Source organism: Psychromonas sp. KJ10-5 (assembly GCF_055808325.1).
Genome location: NZ_CM147864.1, coordinates 1261472 through 1283259, shown reverse-complemented (window position 1 = coordinate 1283259; position 21788 = coordinate 1261472). Strand labels below are relative to the sequence as shown.

The window sequence follows — 21788 nt, the reverse complement described above, 5'->3', positions numbered from 1 at the left end:
ATAGATATTAGATGCAAGGTGTAAGGTACGAGATGTTAGTTGTAAGGTACAAGATGCTAGATGTAAGGTGCTAGGTACAAGGTGCTAGATGCCTCGCGATTAGCTGTCGTTTTTTGTTTGTAAAGCGTGTTTTAAGTGCTTCATGCCTTGATCCATTGATACTAATACTTGGTAGTTAAAGTCTTGTTTTGCGGCGTCTAGGTTAAAGTAATGGCTGGTGGATAATTGCTTTGCTACGAAGCGGGTCATGATTGGTTCATCCTGCTTACCTGTTTTTAAATACCACCATTCTAAAATAGTACCCACAAAGTAAGCGAGGCCCCTTGGTACACGCGCAGTTACTTTGTTTAAACCAGCTACAGCTAAGATGTTATTTAACATCTCGGCCATTAAAATAGGTTGGTCATTACTGATAAAGTAGGCTTTTCCTGTACAGGCTGCATTGTCTTCACTGAGTGTGACCGCCGCCATCAGGTGTGCATATACGGCATTGTCGATATAAGTGGTGTCCACTAGTTTATCTTTCTTGCCTACCAGCTTAAGTTTACCAGCTTTTGCTCTTTCGATAACACGCGGTACAAGATGTGGATCGCCTGGGCCCCAAATAAGGTGAGGTCTTAAAGCTACGGTTTTGAGTTTTCCACTGTTAGCCTCTAACACTTTTTGCTCAGCAACTGCTTTTGATAGCCCATAGAAGTTTAAGAATTGTTTGGCGTAGGGCTGAGATTCATCGATATAGTCTTCATCTTCACCTGCAAAGGTTACACTGGGCGTGCTGGTGTAAATAAATTTGTCGATATTATGGTGATGACAGGCTGCAATGGCGTTCTCTGTACCTACTACATTTGACTTGAAATAACTGGCTTTATCTCCCCAAACGCCGGCTTTAGAGGCAACATGAAAAACCATATCGCAACCTTGCATAGCATTGATGACAGCTTGTTTATCTTGAAGGTCACCTTTGATCAAGGTGACACCTAACTCTTTGAGGTGAGGGTAGTCACTACGGGCAAAACCAACCACTTTAATATCTGCCGCACGTAAAAAACGGCATAAAGCGGTCCCTAAGAATCCACCTGCACCTGTGATAAACACACATTTGACTTGTGAGGCTAAACACTTGAGTACCGTTTGTTGTTCTATCAATAGGTCAGAAAAGTTAAAGTCGGGTGTTTGCATAGTTAACTCTGTTGTTGTGCCCAAATGGCTAATTTTTCGCGGAATATTTTAGCGTTGTGGCGAATATCCATAGGAAACTGCTTATGGATATAAAATAGGTCAATCCCTTGGGTATGGCTATGCTTCTCAGCTAACTCTTGTAATTCAAAGAACAAACGGGTGCTATCTAACCTATTTTCTTTATTCACTTCGATGCAGATTGCGGGTGTTGATTTTCCGTTACGTTGAACGGTTACTAATGCACTGCGTTTGATGCTGTTATGTGTATTGAATATACGCTCACAAGGAATCGAATAATAAGTTTTATTTGTTTGGAGGTGGTTAGAGTCAACACGATGTGCTTTTCGACCACACATCCAGAGTTTTCCTTGGTCATCAATATAACCTAAGTCACCCATACGATGTCTAATGACATCGCCATCTTTAATTTTTGCTAATTCAGTAGCACTTTCACGACGATAATAAGCAGCACTGACTTGTGGCCCTTTAACTACTATCTCACCAATTTCAAAAGCGGGTAAGGTTAAGTCCGAATGCCAATCTTGAATAATCTCTTCATCTATATTGATAATCTTGATTTCAACATTATCAATAGCATAGCCGACACAAATACCGCCACCTTGTTCGGTAATTTGAGACGTTTTAAGCATTTGTTTACTGCCAATTTTACTGATCGGTAATGACTCTGTAGCACCATAGGAGTTAATCACTTCTGCATTGCCAGTTAGCATTTCACTGAAACGATTTATCGCCTCTAATGAAGCCGGCGCGCCTGCCGATATCACTCGTTTTAGGCTGGGTAAACTATGTTGTTTGCTTTGACCTGATTTACCTAATACTTCTAACAATGCAGGATTCGCAAATAGGTTAGTACATTGGTATTTTTCAATGGCAGCAAAGATGAAATCTGGATTAGCTTTAATCGGCTGACTGGCATCCATATCTGGCACAATGGAAGCCATGCCTAATGCAGGGCCAAATAAAGAAAATAGTGGAAAAGTGGCTAAATCCATTTCACCGGATTTTATTTGGTAGTCGTGCTTTAGCACTTTGATTTGTGCTTCAAACATTCTATGAGTATAAACCACACCTTTTGGTGTACCTGTACTACCGCTAGTAAATAAAATCGCCGCTAGTTTATCTAATGGCGGTTCCTGCATTTTAAAACGTGCAGTACGTGGGTATTGTTTTAACAAGCTGGTCAGTTGTTTGCCGCCTGCAAGTGCAGGGCCACCAACATTAATCACATGCTTAATGGTTTGTTTGCCCCAAGCAAATAACAAGCGTGCTATTTGTGCTTTAGGAATGCCAATAAAAGCTTCAGGCTGCGATTCTTCAAAACATTGTTTTAAGTTTTTAATGCCCATGCCTGGGTCAACTAAAATAGGTACAATACCAGCTTTAAATAGCGCAAAGGTCAGATTAAAGAAAACAATGCTGGGTGTCACCATCAACACGGCTTTAGTGCCCGGTTTTAGTCCAAACTCGGTTAAAGCAAAAGCGATATCGTCACTTTGTTGGTGCAGTGTTTTGAAGTCTATCTCTTGATAAGTGAGGCCACTGCGTGTGCTTTTTTGTACACTTACTGCCAATTTATCGGGGATTTTTTGTGATGCTATAACTAAGTGGCGACACAAGTTTCCTTTTGTCGCCTTAGCTTGTTTTTTAAGACTTCGTTTAGAAGGTTTGGTGTTGGCCATTTATGGGTTAGTCGTCATAAACTTTTGTACAATATTAATCACTTCATTACTCGCATCTTCGAGAATGTAGTGCCCGCAGTCTGCAAATTCATGGACATCTGCATGAGGCATTTTTTGTTTCCAAACGGCTAAGAAGTGCTTATCAAATACAAAGTCTTGCAACCCCCAGCAGATCACTGTCGGTATGTTTTGAAACTGTTGTAAACTATGATCAATACTTTCCACTAACTTATAGTTTCGGTCTTTTTTTACTAATGGAATATCTTGCACAAAGCGTAATGTGGAGATACGGTTTTTCCAAGAGTTGAATGGTGCAACATAAGCTTCACGGATCGTTTTCGACATCGGTTTACGTTTTACACCGACATAAGAAGCGATTGAAGAGAAGGCGTTTAATCCTCGAACTAATACGGTACCTAAATAAGTATTACGACAAATCCATAATGGAATTGGGAATTTTTTAGTCTTTGGTAGATTAAAGGCTGCAGTATTTAATATCACTAAACGTTTAATTCTCTCTGGGTACCGAGCTGCATAGCCCATTCCAATCATGCCTCCCCAGTCGTGAACCACTAAGGTGATGTTTTGTTTGATATCAAGATGGTCTAATAAAGACTCTAGATCATTAATACGCTGATTTAAGGTGTAATCGTAATCTTTATCTGAGGGTTTATCAGATAAACCACAACCGATGTGATCAGGCACGATACATTGGTATTGATGACTAAGTTCCGTCACTAAGTTTCGGTAGTAGAATGACCAACTTGGATTACCATGTACCATTACAACAGGCTCGCCTTTACCTTCGTTAAGGTAGTGGTATTGCTGTCCATTAAGTGTTAAAAAGTTACGTCTAAAAGGGAATAAACTATCAAAATTCATCTTACCACTCCAATCCAAGCATCATGCAGTTTAATCCACTGCCTATTCCTAAAAAGCTGACGTTGTCGCCTTTTTGTAAAAATCCATTTTCATCGGCTAATGCTGCTGTCACAGGAAGCGATACAGTGCCCATATTGCCCAAATATTGATAAGTTGGGTACTCTTTTTCAGATGGGATATTAAGTGCAGTTAACACTTGTTTTTGATTTGCTGAGCCTACTTGGTGACAAATCACTTTATCAACACTGTCTACTGACCATTGTTGTTGTGATAAAAAGTCTTTCCAAGTATCTAATGCTAACGCAACACCTTCTTTAAGTAGTGGTACGGCATTAGTACGCATGAACTCACGATGCAATTTAAGTCCTACTTCCTGCAGGCCCCATTTACACAGGTCATGATGCTCTGGTGCAGATAGGTGGCTTGCACCTAGTAATTTATGTTGGCGTTGATTTTTTAAAGGTAGGCTACCATCTGTAAGTAATACAGCAATCGCGCCTGAACCACCGGTTAATGTTGCCAGTGATTGAGAAAAATTTTGGATCGTTTGGTCTGACAGCATGTTGTCGATAGTGATATCAACAATGTGGCGTGCTGATTCACAAGAAACCACTAAGCCAGCTTTAATTTGACCAAGTTCGATACGGTTAGCAATATCCAATATGCCTGATAACACGCCCAAACATGCATTACTAATATCGTAAATAGCTGTGCTTTTATTAACCCCTAATTCAGCGGCAATACGACAAGCAGTTGCTGGCTCATGTTGGTCGCGACATACGCCGGTATAAACGACAGCACCAATATCATCAACATTAACACCTGTTTCATCTAATGATTTTTTAGCGGCTTCGATTGCACCGTCAGAAAGACGATGGTCTTTTGGCCACCATCTTCTTTGTTCAATACCCGTTAACGCAGCAAGTTGACCTGTTGGAATGCGCAATTTTTGATACAAAGGTGCAAGTCTAGATTCTAGCTCTGTACTTGAGACCACTTCAGGGGCTAATTCATAAGCCATACTATTGATATAAACGCGGGAATATTTCATTAAGCTGTAATTTTTCTCTTTAATTTTTTAAAAAGGACTTTTTAAATCAACCCTCAAACCGGAGCGCTAGATTACCGTAATTTATCCGGTTAACAAAGTCCAATAGAGGTTGTGTTTCTAATAACTACTGATTTTTTGCAAAAGCGTTTGTTTTTTACTCTTTTAAGGGCTTATTTTTAGCCATGTAATTGAGCCATTGACGCGGTATTTGCATCTTTTTATAGATTTTATTGGCAATGGGCAAGCTTTCACTGTTTATTCTACTGGCTAAGATTTCAGCTAACAGAGGTGCACTACATAATCCTCTCGAACCTAAGCCGGTAATTAGATAGGCGTTGGGTAACGTAGGTAGATTTGAATGCGACACTGTGCCAGCCTGATAATCTTTCTTGAGCTGATCATAGTCTGTTAACTCACCTAAATAAGGGAAATGATCTCGGGTTGTTGTTCGCGTAGCAATATGAGCTTGGTCATTAGTTAGAATAGTGTCTACCCAAGCTTTACCTGCGATACACTTTTTAAGTTTTTGATGATTTTCTTGTTGTTCACTTTCTCGGTAATCAATATTTTCATCATGACGTTTGAAAGTTGCGCCCATGCAATGTTCACCTTGCATTGCTGGTGTTAAATATCCTTCATGGCACAGGGGTAATTTTAACGTAGTTAAAGCGTCGTTACTTGGAACATGACTGACTTGTCCTCTTGCTGCGGACAAAGGTACTGCTCTGCATTGTTTAAACTTGAGTGTGTCCATACCAGCCGCAATTACAATGTATTGATGATTAAATGTCGATGCTTGATGTTGACCTGTAGTGACGGTGGTTAATGTCCAATTACTTGAGGTATCCGATGTTTGCAGTTCAACATTATCAACACGACGATCGCAATGTATTTGCACATTAGGATATGTCGCTAATACTGCACTCAGTGAGTTGATTAACTCTCTTGGACTTAACCAACCTGCATTTGGATAATATAAACTTTGGTGGCCAATATCTAAGCCTGCTAATACATCTGTTTGCTGCTCTGTTAACCATTTTACTAGCGTGCTCGGCAGTTGCGCTTGGTTGATTTTATTTAACTTCCGATGTGAGGTCTGGTCGTAAGCAAGTTGCAGCAGTCCATTAAATTGGTGAGAAAAGGGCACCTGTGAATCAATGTCTTTATAAAAATTTAATGCATACAGGTAGGCATTAGCAAATAACTGACTGAGTTCATCATGCTGCTGATTAAGCAATGGATACAATGCACCCTGTAAGTTACCAGAAGCTCCAGAACCTAGCGTCTCATCAGCACAATATACAGTGACTTTGTTATCTCGTTTGGCAAGAGACAATGCTGTGCATAATCCTGCAATGCCACCACCTATAATTGCCACATCGGTTTGTTGAGTTTGTGCTTTTTTAGTTTGTTCAACTTCGGTTGGCTGAACAACTCCCACTAACATTTCACGCTTTTTACCATAGCCTTTTCGTTTTGACATGATGAAGCCGGAATCGATTAATGCGCGCCTTACAAAACCTGCTGCAGTAAAAGTTGCTAATGTGGCTTCAGGTTTACTTAAGTTAAACATTTTTTGAAACAAAACCTGATGCCACATTTCTGGATTTTTATGTGGATTAAATCCATCTAAATACCACGCATCAACAATGCCTTTTGGGTCACCAATTATGTTGTCTAGTTGCTGGTTAACATCACCAAACCATAGGTCTAGTAGTATTTGCCCATGGTTAAATGAGAGACGATGACAACCTACTAACGGTAAAGGGTATTGGTCGATCAGTTGCGTTGATAGACCGGAAAATTGTCTAAACTGATTAAGAGTAGTGCGTAATGCTTCTATCTCTAAAGGATATAATTCGAAGCTGATAAAGTGTAAACGTTGTAGCTTAGCTTCCTTGTTATTGGCTTTAAATTCATTGAATTTTAATGCTGTAGTGAGGAAATTAAGTCCTGAACCAAATCCAGTCTCTGCGATACAAAATTCTTCAGAATTAGAGGCTTGCCATCTATTTAATAGATCATTGCCTGAAAAAAACACATATTCTGATTCATCTGCACCATGGTCATTATTGAAGTAAATATCATCAAATTGTGTAGAAAATGGCTCAGACTGATCTGACCAGTCAAGTTGTGCATGGTTAATTATATTGTTTTTGTCTTGAGACAAGTTATATTCCTTGTATATTAGATCATAATTTAGAGCAGTCAGGTTGATTTAGGATAAATCACTTCACACTTGATGATCATATAATTAGTCCCTCAAGCAATAAAGGCTTAATAATGAAAAGAGCAGTAATTACAGGTATTGGCATTGTTTCTAGTATTGGTAACAATAAAGATGAAGTTTTAGCATCACTCAAAAGTGGCCAGTCAGGCATCACATTTTCTGAGCAATTTAAAGAAATTGGTATGCGCAGCCAAGTTTGGGGTGATTTAAAAATCAATCCTTCAGAGCACATTGACCGTAAAGTAATGCGTTTCATGGGTGATGCAGCAGCATACACATATCTTTCAATGCAGGAAGCTATTGAAGATGCGAAACTACCTGAAGAGATGGTTTCTAACATTCGTACTGGTTTAGTCGCTGGTTCTGGTGGTGGCTCTTCAAAAAACCAAGTTGACGCATGTCAAATCATGAAAGACAAAGGCGTTCGCCGTGTTGGCCCTTACATGGTGCCACGTACTATGGCGAGCACTACATCAGCATGTGTAGCAACACCTTTTAAAATCAAAGGTATTAACTACTCAATGAGTTCGGCTTGTGCGACAAGTTCACACTGTATTGGCCACGCTCTAGAGCAAATCCAACTGGGTAAACAAGACATCGTTTTCGCTGGCGGTGGTGAAGAGCTAGATTGGACAATGGCCTGTGAGTTTGATGCGATGGGTGCATTATCAAGCAAATATAACGAAACGCCTGAAAAAGCGTCTCGTACTTATGATCAAAACCGTGATGGTTTTGTTATTTCTGGCGGCGGCGGTATGGTTGTTGTTGAAGAGTTAGAGCATGCACTTGCTCGTGGCGCTAAAATCTATGCTGAAATCGTAGGTTACGGTGCAACTTCAGACGGTTACGACATGGTTGCTCCATCAGGTGAAGGTGCAGTTCGTTGTATGCAACAAGCATTATCTACTGTTGAAGGTAAAGTTGATTACCTAAATACACACGGTACTTCTACTCCTGTAGGTGACGTGAAAGAGTTAGAAGCAATTAATATCGTATTCGGTGATGACGCTCCTAAGATTAGTGCGACTAAATCACAAACTGGTCATGCACTAGGTGCAGCAGGTGTGCACGAAGCTATTTACAGCATGTTAATGATGGAAAATGACTTCATCTCTGCTTCTTGTAACATTGAAGAAGTTGACGAGAAAGCGGTTAATCTACCTATCGTTAAGAACAAACCTGAGCCTGCAAAACTAAACATTGTGATGTCTAACAGTTTTGGTTTTGGTGGTACAAATGCAACATTAGTATTTAAACGTTACGAATAAGTTTTAATTATTGATGTTAAAAAGGAGCCTTGGCTCCTTTTTTTGGTTCTATGATAATAGAACTAATATAATTGGGATAAGTAGAAACAAGATGAAGATTTATATCGACGAAAATATGCCGCACGGTAAATCGTTCTTTGAATCATTTGGTGAAGTCACTACCTTCTCTGGTCGTGATGTTACGGCTGAACAAATTCAAGATGCAGATATATTATTAGTACGTTCTATTACCAAAGTGAATCAATCTTTATTGGCGTTAAACAATAAAATTCAATTTGTTGGCACCGCGACCATTGGAACCGATCATATTGATATTGAGTATCTACGATCTAGAAACATCGCATTCAGTAGTGCTCCTGGTTGTAACAAAATATCAGTCGCTGATTATGTGTTAAGCGCTTTGTTAGTGGTTATCGAACAACGACAATTAGTATTATTAAATCAAACTGTCGCGATTGTTGGTGCAGGTAATACGGGGACAGCGGTTTATGATTGCTTAACGGCGATTGGTATTAATTGTTTATTATATGATCCACCTTTGCAGGATGCTGGAGACCCTCGTCCATTTTGTAGCTTTGAAGAGGTGCTGTCTGCAGATATCATTTCATTACATGTTCCCAAGACCATGGTTGGACTTCATAAAACATTCCACTTATTTAATCAGTCTGTATTGGAAAAATTAACTCCACAACAAATTTTGATTAACGCATGTCGTGGTGAAGTGATCGATAATAAAGCCTTATTAAAGCTAGCAATTGAAGGGAAAGTACCGACACTAGTCCTTGATGTATGGGAAAATGAACCCGATATAGACAAACAATTGTTGCCTTATGTCACGCTAGCAACACCCCACATTGCTGGATACAGTTTAGATGGCCGAGCTCGCGGCACTGAAATGTTGTACATTGCACTTTGTGAAAAATTAAAGGCGCCAGTGATGTTAAAAAGTACTGACTTTACTGAGAAGCCAAATATTAGTGATATCACCTTAAGTGGTGATTTGACACCAGAATTATTAAAATCATTAGTCCATTTGATATATGATGTGCGTAGAGATGATGCTTTATTTAGAAAAAAAGTAAATGAAGTGAACGGCTTTGATAATATGCGCAAAAATTACCCAGAAAGACGAGAATTGTCTACTTTAACGGTGGCAACCTCGGATAAGCGGCAAATTTCGCCACAAATAATCGATTTAAAGAAAATTGGTTTTACTGTTAAAAATAAATAAAAGGTCAACATGAACAAAGAATACAATATTGCATTAATCGGTGAGATTGATGGTTGCATCGAAACAACGTTAGAAGTGTTATTAAAACGTGATTTCGCAATTAATAATATTTTTCCAATCAGTAGCAGTGAGTGTGATACCACTTCGGTTATGTATTCAGGTAAGCCTGTTGACGTTGTTGAGCTAGAGACATTTGATTGGCAACAAGCTGATATCGCGCTATTCCTATCGGATAGAGAAGTCGCACAAGCTTGGATCCCTATTGCGAAAGAACATTGTGTTGTTATCGATATCAGTGGTTATTATCTTGAGTCGCCAGAAGTGCCTTTAGTACAAGTTGGTGTGAATGATGAAGATATCGCTCGTTATAGTGATGCGAATATTATCGCAATACCAAGTCCAGAAACTGCGCAGCTAACACTTGCGATTAAGCAAATTCACCAAGAAGTGGGTATCAAGCGAGTAACTGTTGCTGGTTACCAATCTGCATCTACTATCGGTAAAAAAGGTGTTTCGGCATTAGCTGGCGAAACGGCACGTTTATTGAATGCTAAAAGTGTTGAGCAACACAAATTTAAACAGCAAATTGCGTTTAATGTGGTGCCACAAATTGACGAGTTTAATGAAGATGGTATCGACTTTTCTGAATTACGTTTAGCTGCTGAAACACGCCGCTTATTAAATGACCCTGAAATGGTAGTGTCTACAACACAAGTGGTTGTGCCTATGTTTTACGGTTGTTCACAGGCGGTTCATATTGTTACTCATTACCCAGTAGAGCTAGAGGAAGTCGCTAATGCACTTCATCATAGTGATAACATTGTATTAGCAGGTTCAGTCACTGAATATGCAAATATGATTGATGATGTAGTGGGTAATGTTGAAGTACACGTAGGTCGTTTACGTAAAGACACATGTGATGCCGCTGGTATTAACATGTGGGTATCTGCAGATAATGTACATTATGGTATTGCGACGAACGCAGTGCTGGTAATGGAAAAGTTGGCCTATACCTATTTATAGTAAGATAGTTTAGGTATTACAGTGGGCTAGGTCTCAATTCTAGCCTACACGTTTGTTTTAAAAGATCTGCTATTGCTTGTCCTGGTTTATTATAATTAATATTATTTTGCAATTCCCTTACAAGGATCGTTTATGAATCGCATGTTGCTTGCTGTTGTTTCTTGTCTTCCATTATTACTTACAGCTCATAATGTACAAAGTGTTGAGTTAGTGGGCCCAAATGAAGAGCCTGAACTTATTCGATCACCAACTCCGGTGACGGCTTCAAATACAACATCACCCGTATCACCATCTCGATATGGTCCGGTATCGGCCAATGAAACATTATGGTCAATTTCAAATAAGTTGCGTCCTAATACCGATGTCAGTGTTTATCAAACATTAGTTGCTATCTACAAAACTAATCCAAGTGCTTTCCGCAACGGTGACATTAATAAAATAATCGCATCTTCTGTAATTGACGTACCTAGTTTATCGGTTATTTCTCAACAAACTAACGCAGAGGCTTTTCGTTTACTAAGAATAACCAATACCCCAGCTCCTAATACGCCTAGAAATCCAACACCTAAACCTGTAGCAACTGAAGTAGAAAAACAGGTAGAGACGGCGAAAGCAGAACAAACAAAAATAGAACCTGAAGTTGAAGAAAAAGCATCAATTGCTCAACAAATTGAACAGCCAACTAACGATCAATTGCAAAAATTAGAAGCAGAATACGCGCGACTTAATGAGCAATTAATTGTCGCTACTGAATCTAACCAACGTTTAAAACTCAAATTACAACCGTTAAGCGATCAAATAAATACTTTGTCTGATCAAGTAGAGCAAGATATCAATGTTCAAATTCAACTACAGGCATTAATTGATCAATACAAAGCTGAAATAGATGCATTCGAAGAGCCACCATTTAGCGGCCCTGGTTTATTAAATAAGATTCTAAGTTCTATTACAGGATCTGCCTCTACGCTATTATTAACGATTCTAAGTCCATTATTGCTATTAACAGCACTTTTTCTTTTAATATTACGTATTAAATCTAAACGTGAATTAGCACTAAAAGAACAAGAGCTTGCTGAATCAACCTCTATCATGGATGAAGAAGAAAATGAATTTGATTCTTTATTTTCCGCTGAAATTGCTAATGAAGAAGTACCGGTTGCAGAGGATGAGTCAGCAACAGCTGAAGAAGAAAGTAACCTGACTATTATTGAAGAGGAAGTAGATAATAGCGAAACAATCACTGCAAATGCAGAAACAGAATTAATCGAAGATAACGACGAACCATCAGTAAATGATGATGTTGATATGGATGCCGTTATCAATGGTGATGAAGAAGTTATTGAGTTATTAGAGTCTGATTTAGTACTAGATGATGATATTTCTCAAAAAGACCTGGATCTTGCAGCGCAATGGGAATCAGAACTTGCAGGTTTAGAGGATAAACAAGAAGATCAAGTTGATCTGGATGACTTCCAATTTGATGCTCCAGAAGACACACCTTTAGAGCCAATTCAATTAGATGATATTGAGCCTGAGTCAGTTGATCAAGACGTTACTATTGAAGAAGATAGCTCACCAGAAGCCATTCCCGAAGTAGAAGAGTTATTAACTGAAGAACCAGTTGAATCTGATGAAACAACTAGCGCTCAAGATGATACAGATATTGACCAGATACTAGCTGAAACACCACCTGATATTGAAGAGGATCAAATACCTGAAGCGATACCTGAAGTAGAAGAGTTACTGGCAGAGCCTCCTGTTAAAACAGCTGAACAAGTTATTACTGAGACCGCTGATGTTGATGAACCTTTAGCTGAAGCTAGCTCAAAGTCTACACCTGACGTTGAAGAGTTACTTGCAGAAACAGACTCTGAACAAGCAGTATCGGCTGATGACCAAACAGATATTGATGAAATATCGGAAGAGACCGATTCTGAATCTGAAGCAGTTATTGATATAGATGAGTTGTTATCGGAATCAACAAATGAGATTGAACAAGAAAATCTAGATGAAGTTTTAGCAGAAACTGATATTCAAGATGTTGAGAAAGATGAAGAACTTGAGTTGATTGACGAAGAGCCACTGACACTCGAATCAGACAATGATGTTGAAAATGTTGTACCTGAGCAAGATGCTACAACGAAGGAAGCTGATGAAGAATTTGACTTTACTGACCCAGATTCACTCGCTAAGCAATTAAGTAGTAATGCCTTTAATGAAGATGCTGAATTACCTAAGTTTGATAAAACGGACGATAAGGGATTCATTGATATCGATACATTGTTGACTAATGAAGAAGGTAAAGAACTGACTGAAGAAGAGTTTGACCTTGATTTTGGTTTAGATGAGTTTCCTGATGTTGTTGATTCATTTACAGACTTTGATACTGATGCGGATGGAGTTGCAGCGCAATTAGACCTAGCTAGAGCGTATTTGGAAATAGATGAAAAAGAAGGTGCAAAAACAATATTAACTCAACTGTTGGAAACTGCACCGGAAGATAAATTAAAAGAGGTAAAAAAACTGTACGATAGAATCAGTTAATCACCTTTTTACAAAACCATTACATCGGTTTTTACATGTTTTACCTAAGCCAGCATTGCTGGCTTTTTAAATTGGAAGAAGATATATGCGCCCGATTATTTTGGATGTTGCTGGATATCAGTTAACAACCGTTGAACAAGAGTACTTAGCTCATCCGTTAGTGGCAGGAGTTATTTTATTTACCCGTAATTTTGACAATGTGGTGCAATTAAAAGAGTTAGTACAGCAAATTAGATTACATGCTAAACAACCGATACTGATAGGTGTAGATCACGAAGGAGGGCGAGTACAACGCTTTCGTAATGGCTTCACGACCTTACCTGCTTGTGGTGATTTATTAAATAAAGCAGATTCATTTGAGCAAACTTTATCATTAGCTAAAGCGAGCGCCTTTGTAATGGCAAGCGAACTGCTATCCTGCGATATCGATTTAAGTTTTGCACCCGTATTAGACATTAATGGCATTTCAGATGTCATCAAAGAGCGTGCGTTTAGTAGTGATAAACAGCAAGTAACAAAAATTGCTATTGCTTATATAGAAGGGATGAAACAAGCTGGTATGGCATCAACAGGGAAACACTTCCCTGGTCATGGAAGTGTTAAAGCTGATTCGCACATTGCATTACCTGTTGATGCTCGTCCTAAAGAGGAAATATTCAAGCAGGATATGTTGCCTTTCATTGAATTAATAAACGCCAATAAATTAGATGCCATTATGCCATCACATGTTGTTTATTCTGATTGTGATAGTTTGCCTTGTGGTTTTTCAGACTATTGGTTGCAACAGATTTTAAAATCTAAATTAGGTTTTAAGGGCGCGATAATTAGTGATGATATTTCCATGCATGGCGCTAGTTTTGTAGGTAATCATCTTTCTCGTGCTGAAGGTGCACTTAAAGCTGGTTGTGATTTCATTTTAGCCTGTAATGATGCACCGGCAGCGATGACTATTTTAGATGGATTATCCGCCCAGGCTAAAAATAGTGTATCTTTAATCAAGCGCTTAGCCGCAGATAAAGGTAAGTTAGCACAGCCTTTAGCAAATAATACTCTGTGGCAGCAGTCTAAGCATATGATTGAACAGTTTAACGATACAATCTAAGGTTTCGTCTTAAGCGTGTTCATTTAGCAGTGACTGATAATAGAATAAACAAGACTGAATGACTTGTTTGCATAGTTTTAAAATATAAAGGTGGATAATAAGATGATCATCTATTTACATGGCTTTGATGCAACAAGCCCAGGTAATCATGAGAAAGTGATGCAATTAAAATCGATTGATCCAGATGTGCGTTTTGTACATTACAGTACCATTCACCCTAAACAAGATATGGCTCATATTCTTAAGGAAGTTAATCAACATATTAATTCTACTGATGATTCGGCACCGCTAATTTGTGGTGTGGGTTTAGGTGGATATTGGAGTGAACGAATTGGTTTTTTATCGGGTATTAAACAAGTGATTTTTAACCCTAACTTACACCCTGAAGATAATATGGTTGGACGTATTGAATGGCCTGAAGAGTACTTTGATATAGACACTAAATGTGTTGATGATTTTAGACGAGAAAATGCAGCAAACTGTATTTGTATTCTTTCTACAGTGGATGATGTTTTAGATAGTGAAGTCAGTAATCATGAACTAGCAAATTATTATCCAATCATTTTTGATCAAACCCAGGGTCATAAATTCAAAGATATCACTGAGCACTTACCAACAATTAAACAATTTAAAGCTGGATAGTGTTACCCATTTGTTAAATCGATCAGATTTATGTCTGTATAAATAGCTAATCTGATCGAAAACCCCTATATTTAATCTTGTAAATTCCAACAACCTTACTTCATTCACATTCAAAGATAAAAAAAGGTGACTTGAAGCCCATTTTTTTATAACCTTTGTTTTCTAAAAGTGCAACCTAGATCAATTTTTTTATAAAGATGATATTTGACAGCCCGTTAAGCATCTTTTTTGTAAAAAATTTAATTTATGAGGACGTTATGAAAAAGATAGTAATAGTTGGTGGTGGTGCAGGTGGTCTAGAGTTAGCTACAAAATTAGGTAACAAATTAGGTCGCAAAGAAAAAGCACATATCACTTTACTTGATAAAAACAGCACCCATTTATGGAAACCTTTACTGCATGAAGTCGCTGCAGGATCGTTAGATGATGGTATCGATGCAGTGAGTTACCGTGCTCATGCTACGAATCATGCTTTCCACTTTAAACTAGGTGCAATGCGCAACCTAGATCGTGTTAATAAAACAATTACTATTGACCCTTTATATGATGCTGAAGGTTGCATGATTTTGCCTGAAAGCCATCTTCACTACGATATTCTAGTGATGGCTCTAGGAAGTGTTAGTAACGACTTTAATACCAAAGGTGTTGGCGAGCATTGTATCTTCTTAGACAGCCCGCAACAGGCGAAAAAATTCCATCACCGTATGTTGAATAAATACTTGCAACTTGGTGTTAAGGAAACAAACTCAGTTAATGTTTCTATCATTGGAGCTGGTGCAACAGGTGTTGAACTATCTGCAGAGTTATATAATTCACTTAAGCAAGTTTCTAGTTATGGTTTCTCACATATTAAAAGTGCAGACTTACGTGTTAGCTTAATTGAAGCGGGTGACCGTATACTGCCTGCTTTACCAAAACGTATCTCTGCGTCTGCACATCAAGAGCTAGTCAAGTTAGGTGTTGATGTTCGTACTAATACTATGGTGACTGAAGCAAACGAAGAAGGTCTATTAACTAAGTCTGGTGAATTGATTAAAGCTGACTTAATCGTTTGGGCTGCAGGTATTAAAGCCCCAGATTATTTAAAAGACTTAGCAGGCTTAGAAACTAATCGTATTAATCAGTTGATCGTTAAACCAACATTACAAACTACACTTGATGATGACATTTATGCGATTGGTGATTGTGCAAGTTGTGCGTTACCTGATGGTGGTTTTGTACCTCCTCGTGCTCAATCTGCGCATCAAATGGCCACACAAGTTGGTAAGAACATTATTGCAACTTTAAATGGTAAAGAGTTAAGCGATTACAAATATACTGATTACGGTTCATTAGTCTCTTTAAGTAACTACAGCACGGTAGGTAGCTTAATGGGTAACTTGATGAAAGGGTCGATGATGATTGAAGGGCGTTTAGCGAAAGTAGTTTACGTTTCTTTATACCGTATGCATCAGGTTGCTTTACACGGTTATATCCGTACTGGATTAATGACAGTAGTAGAAAAAATTAATCGCGTATTACGTCCGCGTTTAAAATTACACTAATTCACTTAGTTGGTTAGTTAAGTACTGAAAATGCCTCACTTGTTGAGGCATTTTTGTATGCATCATATTAATGGGATTGTTGATAACAACGACACTAATTAATAGAGATATTTTATTTTTAAAAATAATTTATTTCTTGGTCACTTCTCCGGTTACTGATTAACCAAGTTACGCTTAAAGTGGCCCTATGTGCGCCTTAAATTATGTGATTTTTGCTACGTAAAATGTAATCTAATTGGTATTAAAACTGTCCTTCAAGTGTTTACTCTTAAACACGTAAATCGTTGCCCAGCACACCATCACTAATTGAATTGATGCTGACAGTGAATATTGAAAATGCTCTATATTCAAGTAGTACAGTTGTAATCCAAAGTCTGCCAGTAAACTGGCCACGATAAAATAATAGCAAATTGGCCAACTTTTAATTGCCCAGTGCTTTTGCGCATGGCGACGCCCGGATATTAAAAATACAATGATTGGTAATAGCCCAATGATCAACCCAGTGTAAAAATGAAATTTTTCAGGATAAAAAAGCATCAGTAATTTATCACCGGTTTGTTGTGATGCCAGTGAAATAATTAGTAACATCCAAGTACGTGATAGAAACAAAAGAAGGTAAAGAAAAATAGGAGGGGATTTCAAATCGCCAGCTTCAGTATAATGCTGAAGTGCATATAAACGTGTTTTCATTGAGTTACTCGTTTTAAAATTGTCTTTAGTTTATTCGGTATTAGAAATAAAAATGCCATTTTACATGCTTCATATTAAGAATATTAACAGTTGCAATCGCTCAATGGCATAATGAATATTTTGACTAGCTACTGATACATTTTATTCAACATAGCATTGGGTACAGTATACAAAACGACTTTGTGGATCATTAATCCTAGCAATAAAATTGCTCTGCTTTTCAATTGTTTCAAAAATGCTGAATATAGCAGGTTGTGTGATTAACCCGCTTGGTAAAAACTGAATCGTTTTCGTAAATAACTGATTAAAGAAAACTTGTTTAGAAGATAATCTTGGCTCAATAGAGATTACATCAAAATCTTCAATATTCGCTAATTCAGCAGCTTTTAGCACAGCTGAATGCAGATCACCTAACTCATCTACTAATCCATTATTTAAACCGTCTGCACCAGTCCATACACGACCTTGGGCAACCTTATCTACTTCTTCTATAGTCATGCCACGACCTTCTGCTACTATTTGTAAGAAATTAGCGTAACCATTCTCTATACCCATTTGGAATATTTCTGCTAATTCAGGGGTTAATGCTTGAGTCACACCAATATTAGACAAGGGGTTTGTAGCTACGCCATCTTGTTGTATGCCAATTTTATCGAGTGATTTATCAAAGGTAGCAAACATACCGAAGATGCCAATTGAGCCTGTGAGAGTGGTTGGTGAAGCAATAATTTGGTCTGCTGCTGAGGCAATCCAATAGCCACCAGATGCGGTGACAGCGCCCATTGAAACGACAACTTTCTTACCCGCGTCTTTCAATGCTAATACTTGTTGTCTGATGTTCTCTGAGGCAAAGGCACTACCACCAGGTGTATCAAGACGAATTACTACGGCTTTGATTCGAGGATTATTTTTTGCCTCTCTTAATAGAGTATTAAAGCTTTTATCAGCAATCGATGTTCCATCATTAACACCTGAAATGATTTCACCTGTGCCATGAATAACGGCAATTTGTGAGTCCGCACCTGTGTATTGATATAATAAAGGTAAAGTCGCCTGATAAGCACGGTAATCAATCATGTTCGGCAAGTCATTACTTTCTTGTTGCGCATCTTCTGATAACTCATTGATGAATTGGTCGTGGAAGGCTAACTGGTCAACTAACCCCATTGATAATGCGTATTGGCTAGTATCTCCACTCACTGCTTTTAGGTTTTCTTTGACCTGCTGCAATGTTGGGTTAATTGATTCCGCAGTTAGTTTTGGATTGTCTTTACGTTGTGTTAACACACGGTCAATATAGGTTTGCCATAATTGATTTAACCAATGTTGGTTTGCTGTTTTACTGTATTCAGACATGCGTGTTTCAGTGAAGGGTTCAACAAATGATTTATAAGTACCAACTTTAAAGATATGTGGCGTTACTAATAGTTTGTCCAGTAAGTTTTTAAAGTATAAACGATTGACCGCGTAACCTTGCAGCAATACAAAACCATTGGGTGGTAAGGTAATTTTATCTGCATAAGAAGCTAAATAATATTGAGATTGAGAGTAATTATCTGCATATGCGTACACCGGCTTACCTGAATCTTTAAAGTGATTAATGGATGCGCCAATATCAGTTAATTGATTTAGATTTGCAGACTGTAATCCTGTTAATTCGAGCACCAACCCTGTTATTTTTGGATCATCCTCTGCAAACTGAATTGCTTTAATTATCTCTTGTGCCTCAAACTCTTGCGGTGCCTCATTATCCATACCTGAAAGTTGTTTTGATATTTCTTGAGAGAGGTTCATTGGTCGTTTCTTTTCGACAATGAAACCATTTAAATCGAGTCGTAGGTAAGAGTTGTCAGCTACTTCTACCTCCATTTCATCGGTATCGTAGGAAGCCACTATGAATAGCACTATCATAATAAAAATGACATTGAGCAAAACTAAGCGTATTGCGTTAATAAATTTAAAACTGTTGACCAGTATTGATTTAATGAGTCGAAATAAGAAGGCCATAAAATTTCCTTGTCAGAGAGGGGTATTATGCTAATCACACTAATGAACTAATCTATTTTACTTGTTAAAATAACTTCTTTTTGGCGCATTCCCCGATAGATTATTATCGGAGTTAATCTTTGAAAGGCTTAAATTACGCCTTAAATTAAGTCATTTTTTTTACGCAAAATTTAGTTCACTTATTGAATGTAATTGGTAATACAAAATTTAAGCAAAAAAAAAGCACTGATTACAAACATAATCAGTGCTTTCTAAGGAATAATCAATCTTTAAGTTTAAAAGCTTGATGTATCAACAAATAGGCCAACTTTAAGATCTTCAGCGGTGTAAATAACTTTACCGTCAACTTCCACAACACCATCAGCAATACCCATTACTAATTTACGCATGATTAAACGCTTCATCGTGATGCGGTAAGTTACTTTCTTAGCTGTTGGTAATACTTGGCCAGTAAATTTAACATTACCTACACCTAGTGCACGACCTTTACCAGGACCACCGCTCCAACCTAGGAAGAAGCCAACTAATTGCCACATTGCATCTAGACCTAGACAACCAGGCATTACAGGGTCATTAGGGAAATGACATTCGAAGAACCATAATGCTTTGTCGATATCTAGCTCAGCGATTAATTCGCCTTTACCATGTTCGCCACCATCTTCTGTAATAGAGATGATACGATCTAACATTAACATATTGTCTACTGGTAATTGACAATTGCCTTCACCAAATAGCTCACCTTGACCACATTTGATTAATTCTTCTTTATTGTAAGAGTTTTTACCCAACTCTTTTTGGGATACGGTTTTAGTCATAATCACTTTTCTTAAGATAATTGATAAGGTGAGGCATTAAAATGCATATAATTAACACCACGAAATAATGAGCGCCATACTTTATATGAGGCGCTATGAACAATCAAGAATAATAAAAACCTTGTCGTTTGTTTTAACTATCCTAATGAAAGATAGAATGTTTTAGCCTAGAAAACAAGCTAGACGATGATTCTTCCATCTCTTCCTTGTTCGCTAACTCAATTCTGCAATTAATTACTTTAATTACATCTTCAAACTGTTTGTTTAACAATAAAGGAAAAGCTTGATGGCAGTGTGCAATTGCATGAATCAGTATTTTTCCTTGCTCAATTAAGCGTAATGTTTGATCGTTTAAGGTTAAGTTAATGATATTTGCCTTAGGCATCACAATCGTCACTGAATCGGTTATTAAACCTAATTCAAATAAACGAGAAACAGATTCAATTTTTTGATTGATACCGCCAATTGGTAACACGTTGCCATGTTGATCTAATGAACCTGTCACGAATACATTCTGCTTAACCGGAAACTTAGCGTAACAAGAGCTGACAGCTAACAAGATGGCTAAGGAAGCACTATCACCATCACTTTCTTGATATGATTGTTCGAATACAAGATTACAAGAGTAGGGGAACGCATTAATATGGCTAAAAAAGTGATTTAGATAGCCTTGAACAATATGCGTGCTCTTAGCGTGAATGTTACCTGCTAATTCGACTTTTCGTTCTACATCAATAATTTCACCGTCGCCAATCATATCACTGGCTGAAATCCTAAATATCTCTCCAAATTCGCAAGGATACCCCAACAATTCAACGACAGATAAACCATTAATTTGGCCAATTTTTTCGCCGCTTAATTGTAAGTTAACTTGGCCTTCTAGAAGAGATTGTTCACTGTATTTACGGGCTAAAGACTGTGCTTCATTTATCTCTTGAAAATAGTCTGTTAGATCTGTTTTGGTGATTTTTTTATCGCTACAAAACAAGTTAGCATAACGTATTGTTTGTTGAATAAACTCAGGGTCAAACAATAGCTGTTGTTGATGCTGACACTCCACTGCCAAGGCTTTAAAAAGTGTGTTTAATGTTTCGTTATCAAGTGGTTCAATTGCTAGTTGTTGAGTTACTTGATGGCAATAATTGATGATGGTATCAGCTGCATTTTGTGTTGCAGGTACCTGACTTGCTAATTCACAGAATAACGATGAAATTTGCGTATACTCAGGGTCTATCTGGATCAATTCTTCTAATTGCAAACGTGTCGCTACTAAAATTAATTTGATATTTACTGGTTGTGATTGCAGGTCGGGTAAGACTTGTTTTATTTTTTCAGCATTAACTGCATCGCTGGCTAGTAGATAACCACGCTGTAATACTGATTTAAGTTTAAACCATAAACTAGGATCAACTAATACGGGGCTAATATTTAACACTAGCGCACCATTATTTAGTTTAGTTAATAAACCTTCTGATAGTGTGAGATCATCATTACCAGTAAGAGATAATCGACCAAACAAACTTTCTTGATTATAACTTAACAAATAATCAGCTGGTAAATCACTAGGGATGACCTCCTTCAATACTTGTTGAGCATTTAACCAGTAGCGACTATTTACCAATAATAAAGGTGTCGGCAGCTTAAGATATTTGGATACAATAGCCGTTGCGTTTGGAAATAATTGAGAAAATGAGAGTCCCTTAGATGGCGAATATTGCTTTATATACTCGCTAAAATCAGTACTACATTGTGATACTGACAAAGGTAAAGTTTTCTCAAGTTCATTATGTTTGGTGCTAGAGGCATTATCTAAAGTTACAGGGGAAATATTATCGGTCAAAATCTCAGCTCTAGTTAAGTAAAAGGAAGGCAATTTAGCA

Annotated in this window: 16 protein-coding genes; 7 read left to right on the top strand and 9 right to left on the bottom strand. The window is 37.8% G+C overall.

Features of this window, described 5'->3' with window-relative positions:
- Nucleotides 1-99: 99 nt before the first annotated feature.
- From oleD to mnmC, 5 genes are all read right to left on the bottom strand, one after another.
- Nucleotides 100-1179, bottom strand: a complete 1080-nt coding sequence (gene oleD / locus AC0L3W_RS05795; protein WP_409439435.1) for a 2-alkyl-3-oxoalkanoate reductase — start codon at nt 1177-1179, stop codon at nt 100-102.
- Between the two features lie 2 nt (nt 1180-1181).
- On the bottom strand, nt 1182-2879 hold the full coding sequence (oleC, locus tag AC0L3W_RS05790) for an olefin beta-lactone synthetase (protein ID WP_409439436.1): 1698 nt from the start codon (nt 2877-2879) through the stop codon (nt 1182-1184).
- Nucleotides 2880-3761, bottom strand: coding sequence for an alpha/beta fold hydrolase (locus AC0L3W_RS05785; RefSeq protein ID WP_409439437.1), 882 nt, complete (start codon nt 3759-3761; stop codon nt 2880-2882). It abuts the gene before it with no gap.
- 1 nt (nt 3762) lies between these two features.
- Nucleotides 3763-4812, bottom strand: coding sequence for a 3-oxoacyl-ACP synthase III (locus AC0L3W_RS05780; RefSeq protein WP_409439438.1), 1050 nt, complete (start codon nt 4810-4812; stop codon nt 3763-3765).
- 154 nt (nt 4813-4966) lie between these two features.
- A complete protein-coding gene (gene mnmC / locus AC0L3W_RS05775; RefSeq protein WP_409439439.1) occupies nt 4967-6982 on the bottom strand; it encodes a bifunctional tRNA (5-methylaminomethyl-2-thiouridine)(34)-methyltransferase MnmC2/FAD-dependent 5-carboxymethylaminomethyl-2-thiouridine(34) oxidoreductase MnmC1 in 2016 nt (671 codons plus the stop codon).
- Nucleotides 6983-7095: 113 nt separating this feature from the next.
- Here mnmC and fabB point away from each other — a divergent pair, with 113 nt between their 5' ends.
- The 7 genes from fabB to AC0L3W_RS05740 all read left to right on the top strand — a co-directional run bounded on the left by fabB (nt 7096) and on the right by AC0L3W_RS05740 (nt 16396).
- Entirely contained in the window at nt 7096-8310 is a 1215-nt protein-coding gene (fabB, locus tag AC0L3W_RS05770; RefSeq protein ID WP_290038046.1) for a beta-ketoacyl-ACP synthase I, read from the top strand.
- Nucleotides 8311-8401: 91 nt separating this feature from the next.
- Nucleotides 8402-9541, top strand: coding sequence for a 4-phosphoerythronate dehydrogenase (locus AC0L3W_RS05765; protein WP_409439440.1), 1140 nt, complete (start codon nt 8402-8404; stop codon nt 9539-9541).
- A gap of 9 nt (nt 9542-9550) precedes the next feature.
- The gene (locus AC0L3W_RS05760; protein ID WP_290038048.1) at nt 9551-10564 is read left to right on the top strand and encodes an aspartate-semialdehyde dehydrogenase; all 1014 of its coding nucleotides are present in this window, start codon (nt 9551-9553) and stop codon (nt 10562-10564) included.
- 132 nt (nt 10565-10696) lie between these two features.
- On the top strand, nt 10697-13108 hold the full coding sequence (locus AC0L3W_RS05755; RefSeq protein WP_409439441.1) for a FimV/HubP family polar landmark protein: 2412 nt from the start codon (nt 10697-10699) through the stop codon (nt 13106-13108).
- 85 nt (nt 13109-13193) lie between these two features.
- On the top strand, nt 13194-14210 hold the full coding sequence (gene nagZ, locus AC0L3W_RS05750) for a beta-N-acetylhexosaminidase (protein ID WP_290038051.1): 1017 nt from the start codon (nt 13194-13196) through the stop codon (nt 14208-14210).
- 102 nt (nt 14211-14312) lie between these two features.
- Entirely contained in the window at nt 14313-14852 is a 540-nt protein-coding gene (ycfP, locus tag AC0L3W_RS05745; protein WP_290038052.1) for an alpha/beta hydrolase YcfP, read from the top strand.
- Nucleotides 14853-15109: 257 nt separating this feature from the next.
- Nucleotides 15110-16396: an NAD(P)/FAD-dependent oxidoreductase gene (locus AC0L3W_RS05740; protein ID WP_290038053.1), complete on the top strand. Its 1287-nt coding sequence runs from the start codon at nt 15110-15112 to the stop codon at nt 16394-16396.
- Nucleotides 16397-16627: 231 nt separating this feature from the next.
- Here the strand turns inward: AC0L3W_RS05740 and AC0L3W_RS05735 are convergent, their stop codons facing one another.
- From AC0L3W_RS05735 to AC0L3W_RS05720, 4 genes are all read right to left on the bottom strand, one after another.
- Nucleotides 16628-17086 (bottom strand): DUF2919 domain-containing protein, encoded by a 459-nt coding sequence (locus AC0L3W_RS05735; RefSeq protein ID WP_290038054.1) that lies wholly within the window; start codon nt 17084-17086, stop codon nt 16628-16630.
- A 141-nt stretch (nt 17087-17227) separates the two neighbouring features.
- A complete protein-coding gene (gene sppA, locus AC0L3W_RS05730) occupies nt 17228-19093 on the bottom strand; it encodes a signal peptide peptidase SppA (RefSeq protein ID WP_290038055.1) in 1866 nt (621 codons plus the stop codon).
- A 275-nt stretch (nt 19094-19368) separates the two neighbouring features.
- Nucleotides 19369-19908, bottom strand: a complete 540-nt coding sequence (gene fabA, locus AC0L3W_RS05725; RefSeq protein ID WP_113818206.1) for a bifunctional 3-hydroxydecanoyl-ACP dehydratase/trans-2-decenoyl-ACP isomerase — start codon at nt 19906-19908, stop codon at nt 19369-19371.
- A 142-nt stretch (nt 19909-20050) separates the two neighbouring features.
- Nucleotides 20051-21748, bottom strand: coding sequence for an AAA family ATPase (locus AC0L3W_RS05720; protein WP_409439442.1), 1698 nt, complete (start codon nt 21746-21748; stop codon nt 20051-20053).
- Nucleotides 21749-21788: the final 40 nt, after the last annotated feature.

What these genes read in the sequence shown, in the direction of transcription:
- oleD (WP_409439435.1), bottom strand. Translation starts at nt 1,179, where the DNA reads ATGCAAACACCCGACTTTAACTTTTCTGACCTATTGATAGAACAACAA.
- oleC (WP_409439436.1), bottom strand. Translation starts at nt 2,879, where the DNA reads ATGGCCAACACCAAACCTTCTAAACGAAGTCTTAAAAAACAAGCTAAG.
- AC0L3W_RS05785 (WP_409439437.1), bottom strand. Translation starts at nt 3,761, where the DNA reads ATGAATTTTGATAGTTTATTCCCTTTTAGACGTAACTTTTTAACACTT.
- AC0L3W_RS05780 (WP_409439438.1), bottom strand. Translation starts at nt 4,812, where the DNA reads ATGAAATATTCCCGCGTTTATATCAATAGTATGGCTTATGAATTAGCC.
- fabB (WP_290038046.1), top strand. Translation starts at nt 7,096, where the DNA reads ATGAAAAGAGCAGTAATTACAGGTATTGGCATTGTTTCTAGTATTGGT.
- AC0L3W_RS05765 (WP_409439440.1), top strand. Translation starts at nt 8,402, where the DNA reads ATGAAGATTTATATCGACGAAAATATGCCGCACGGTAAATCGTTCTTT.
- AC0L3W_RS05760 (WP_290038048.1), top strand. Translation starts at nt 9,551, where the DNA reads ATGAACAAAGAATACAATATTGCATTAATCGGTGAGATTGATGGTTGC.
- AC0L3W_RS05755 (WP_409439441.1), top strand. Translation starts at nt 10,697, where the DNA reads ATGAATCGCATGTTGCTTGCTGTTGTTTCTTGTCTTCCATTATTACTT.
- nagZ (WP_290038051.1), top strand. Translation starts at nt 13,194, where the DNA reads ATGCGCCCGATTATTTTGGATGTTGCTGGATATCAGTTAACAACCGTT.
- ycfP (WP_290038052.1), top strand. Translation starts at nt 14,313, where the DNA reads ATGATCATCTATTTACATGGCTTTGATGCAACAAGCCCAGGTAATCAT.
- AC0L3W_RS05740 (WP_290038053.1), top strand. Translation starts at nt 15,110, where the DNA reads ATGAAAAAGATAGTAATAGTTGGTGGTGGTGCAGGTGGTCTAGAGTTA.
- AC0L3W_RS05735 (WP_290038054.1), bottom strand. Translation starts at nt 17,086, where the DNA reads ATGAAAACACGTTTATATGCACTTCAGCATTATACTGAAGCTGGCGAT.
- sppA (WP_290038055.1), bottom strand. Translation starts at nt 19,093, where the DNA reads ATGGCCTTCTTATTTCGACTCATTAAATCAATACTGGTCAACAGTTTT.
- fabA (WP_113818206.1), bottom strand. Translation starts at nt 19,908, where the DNA reads ATGACTAAAACCGTATCCCAAAAAGAGTTGGGTAAAAACTCTTACAAT.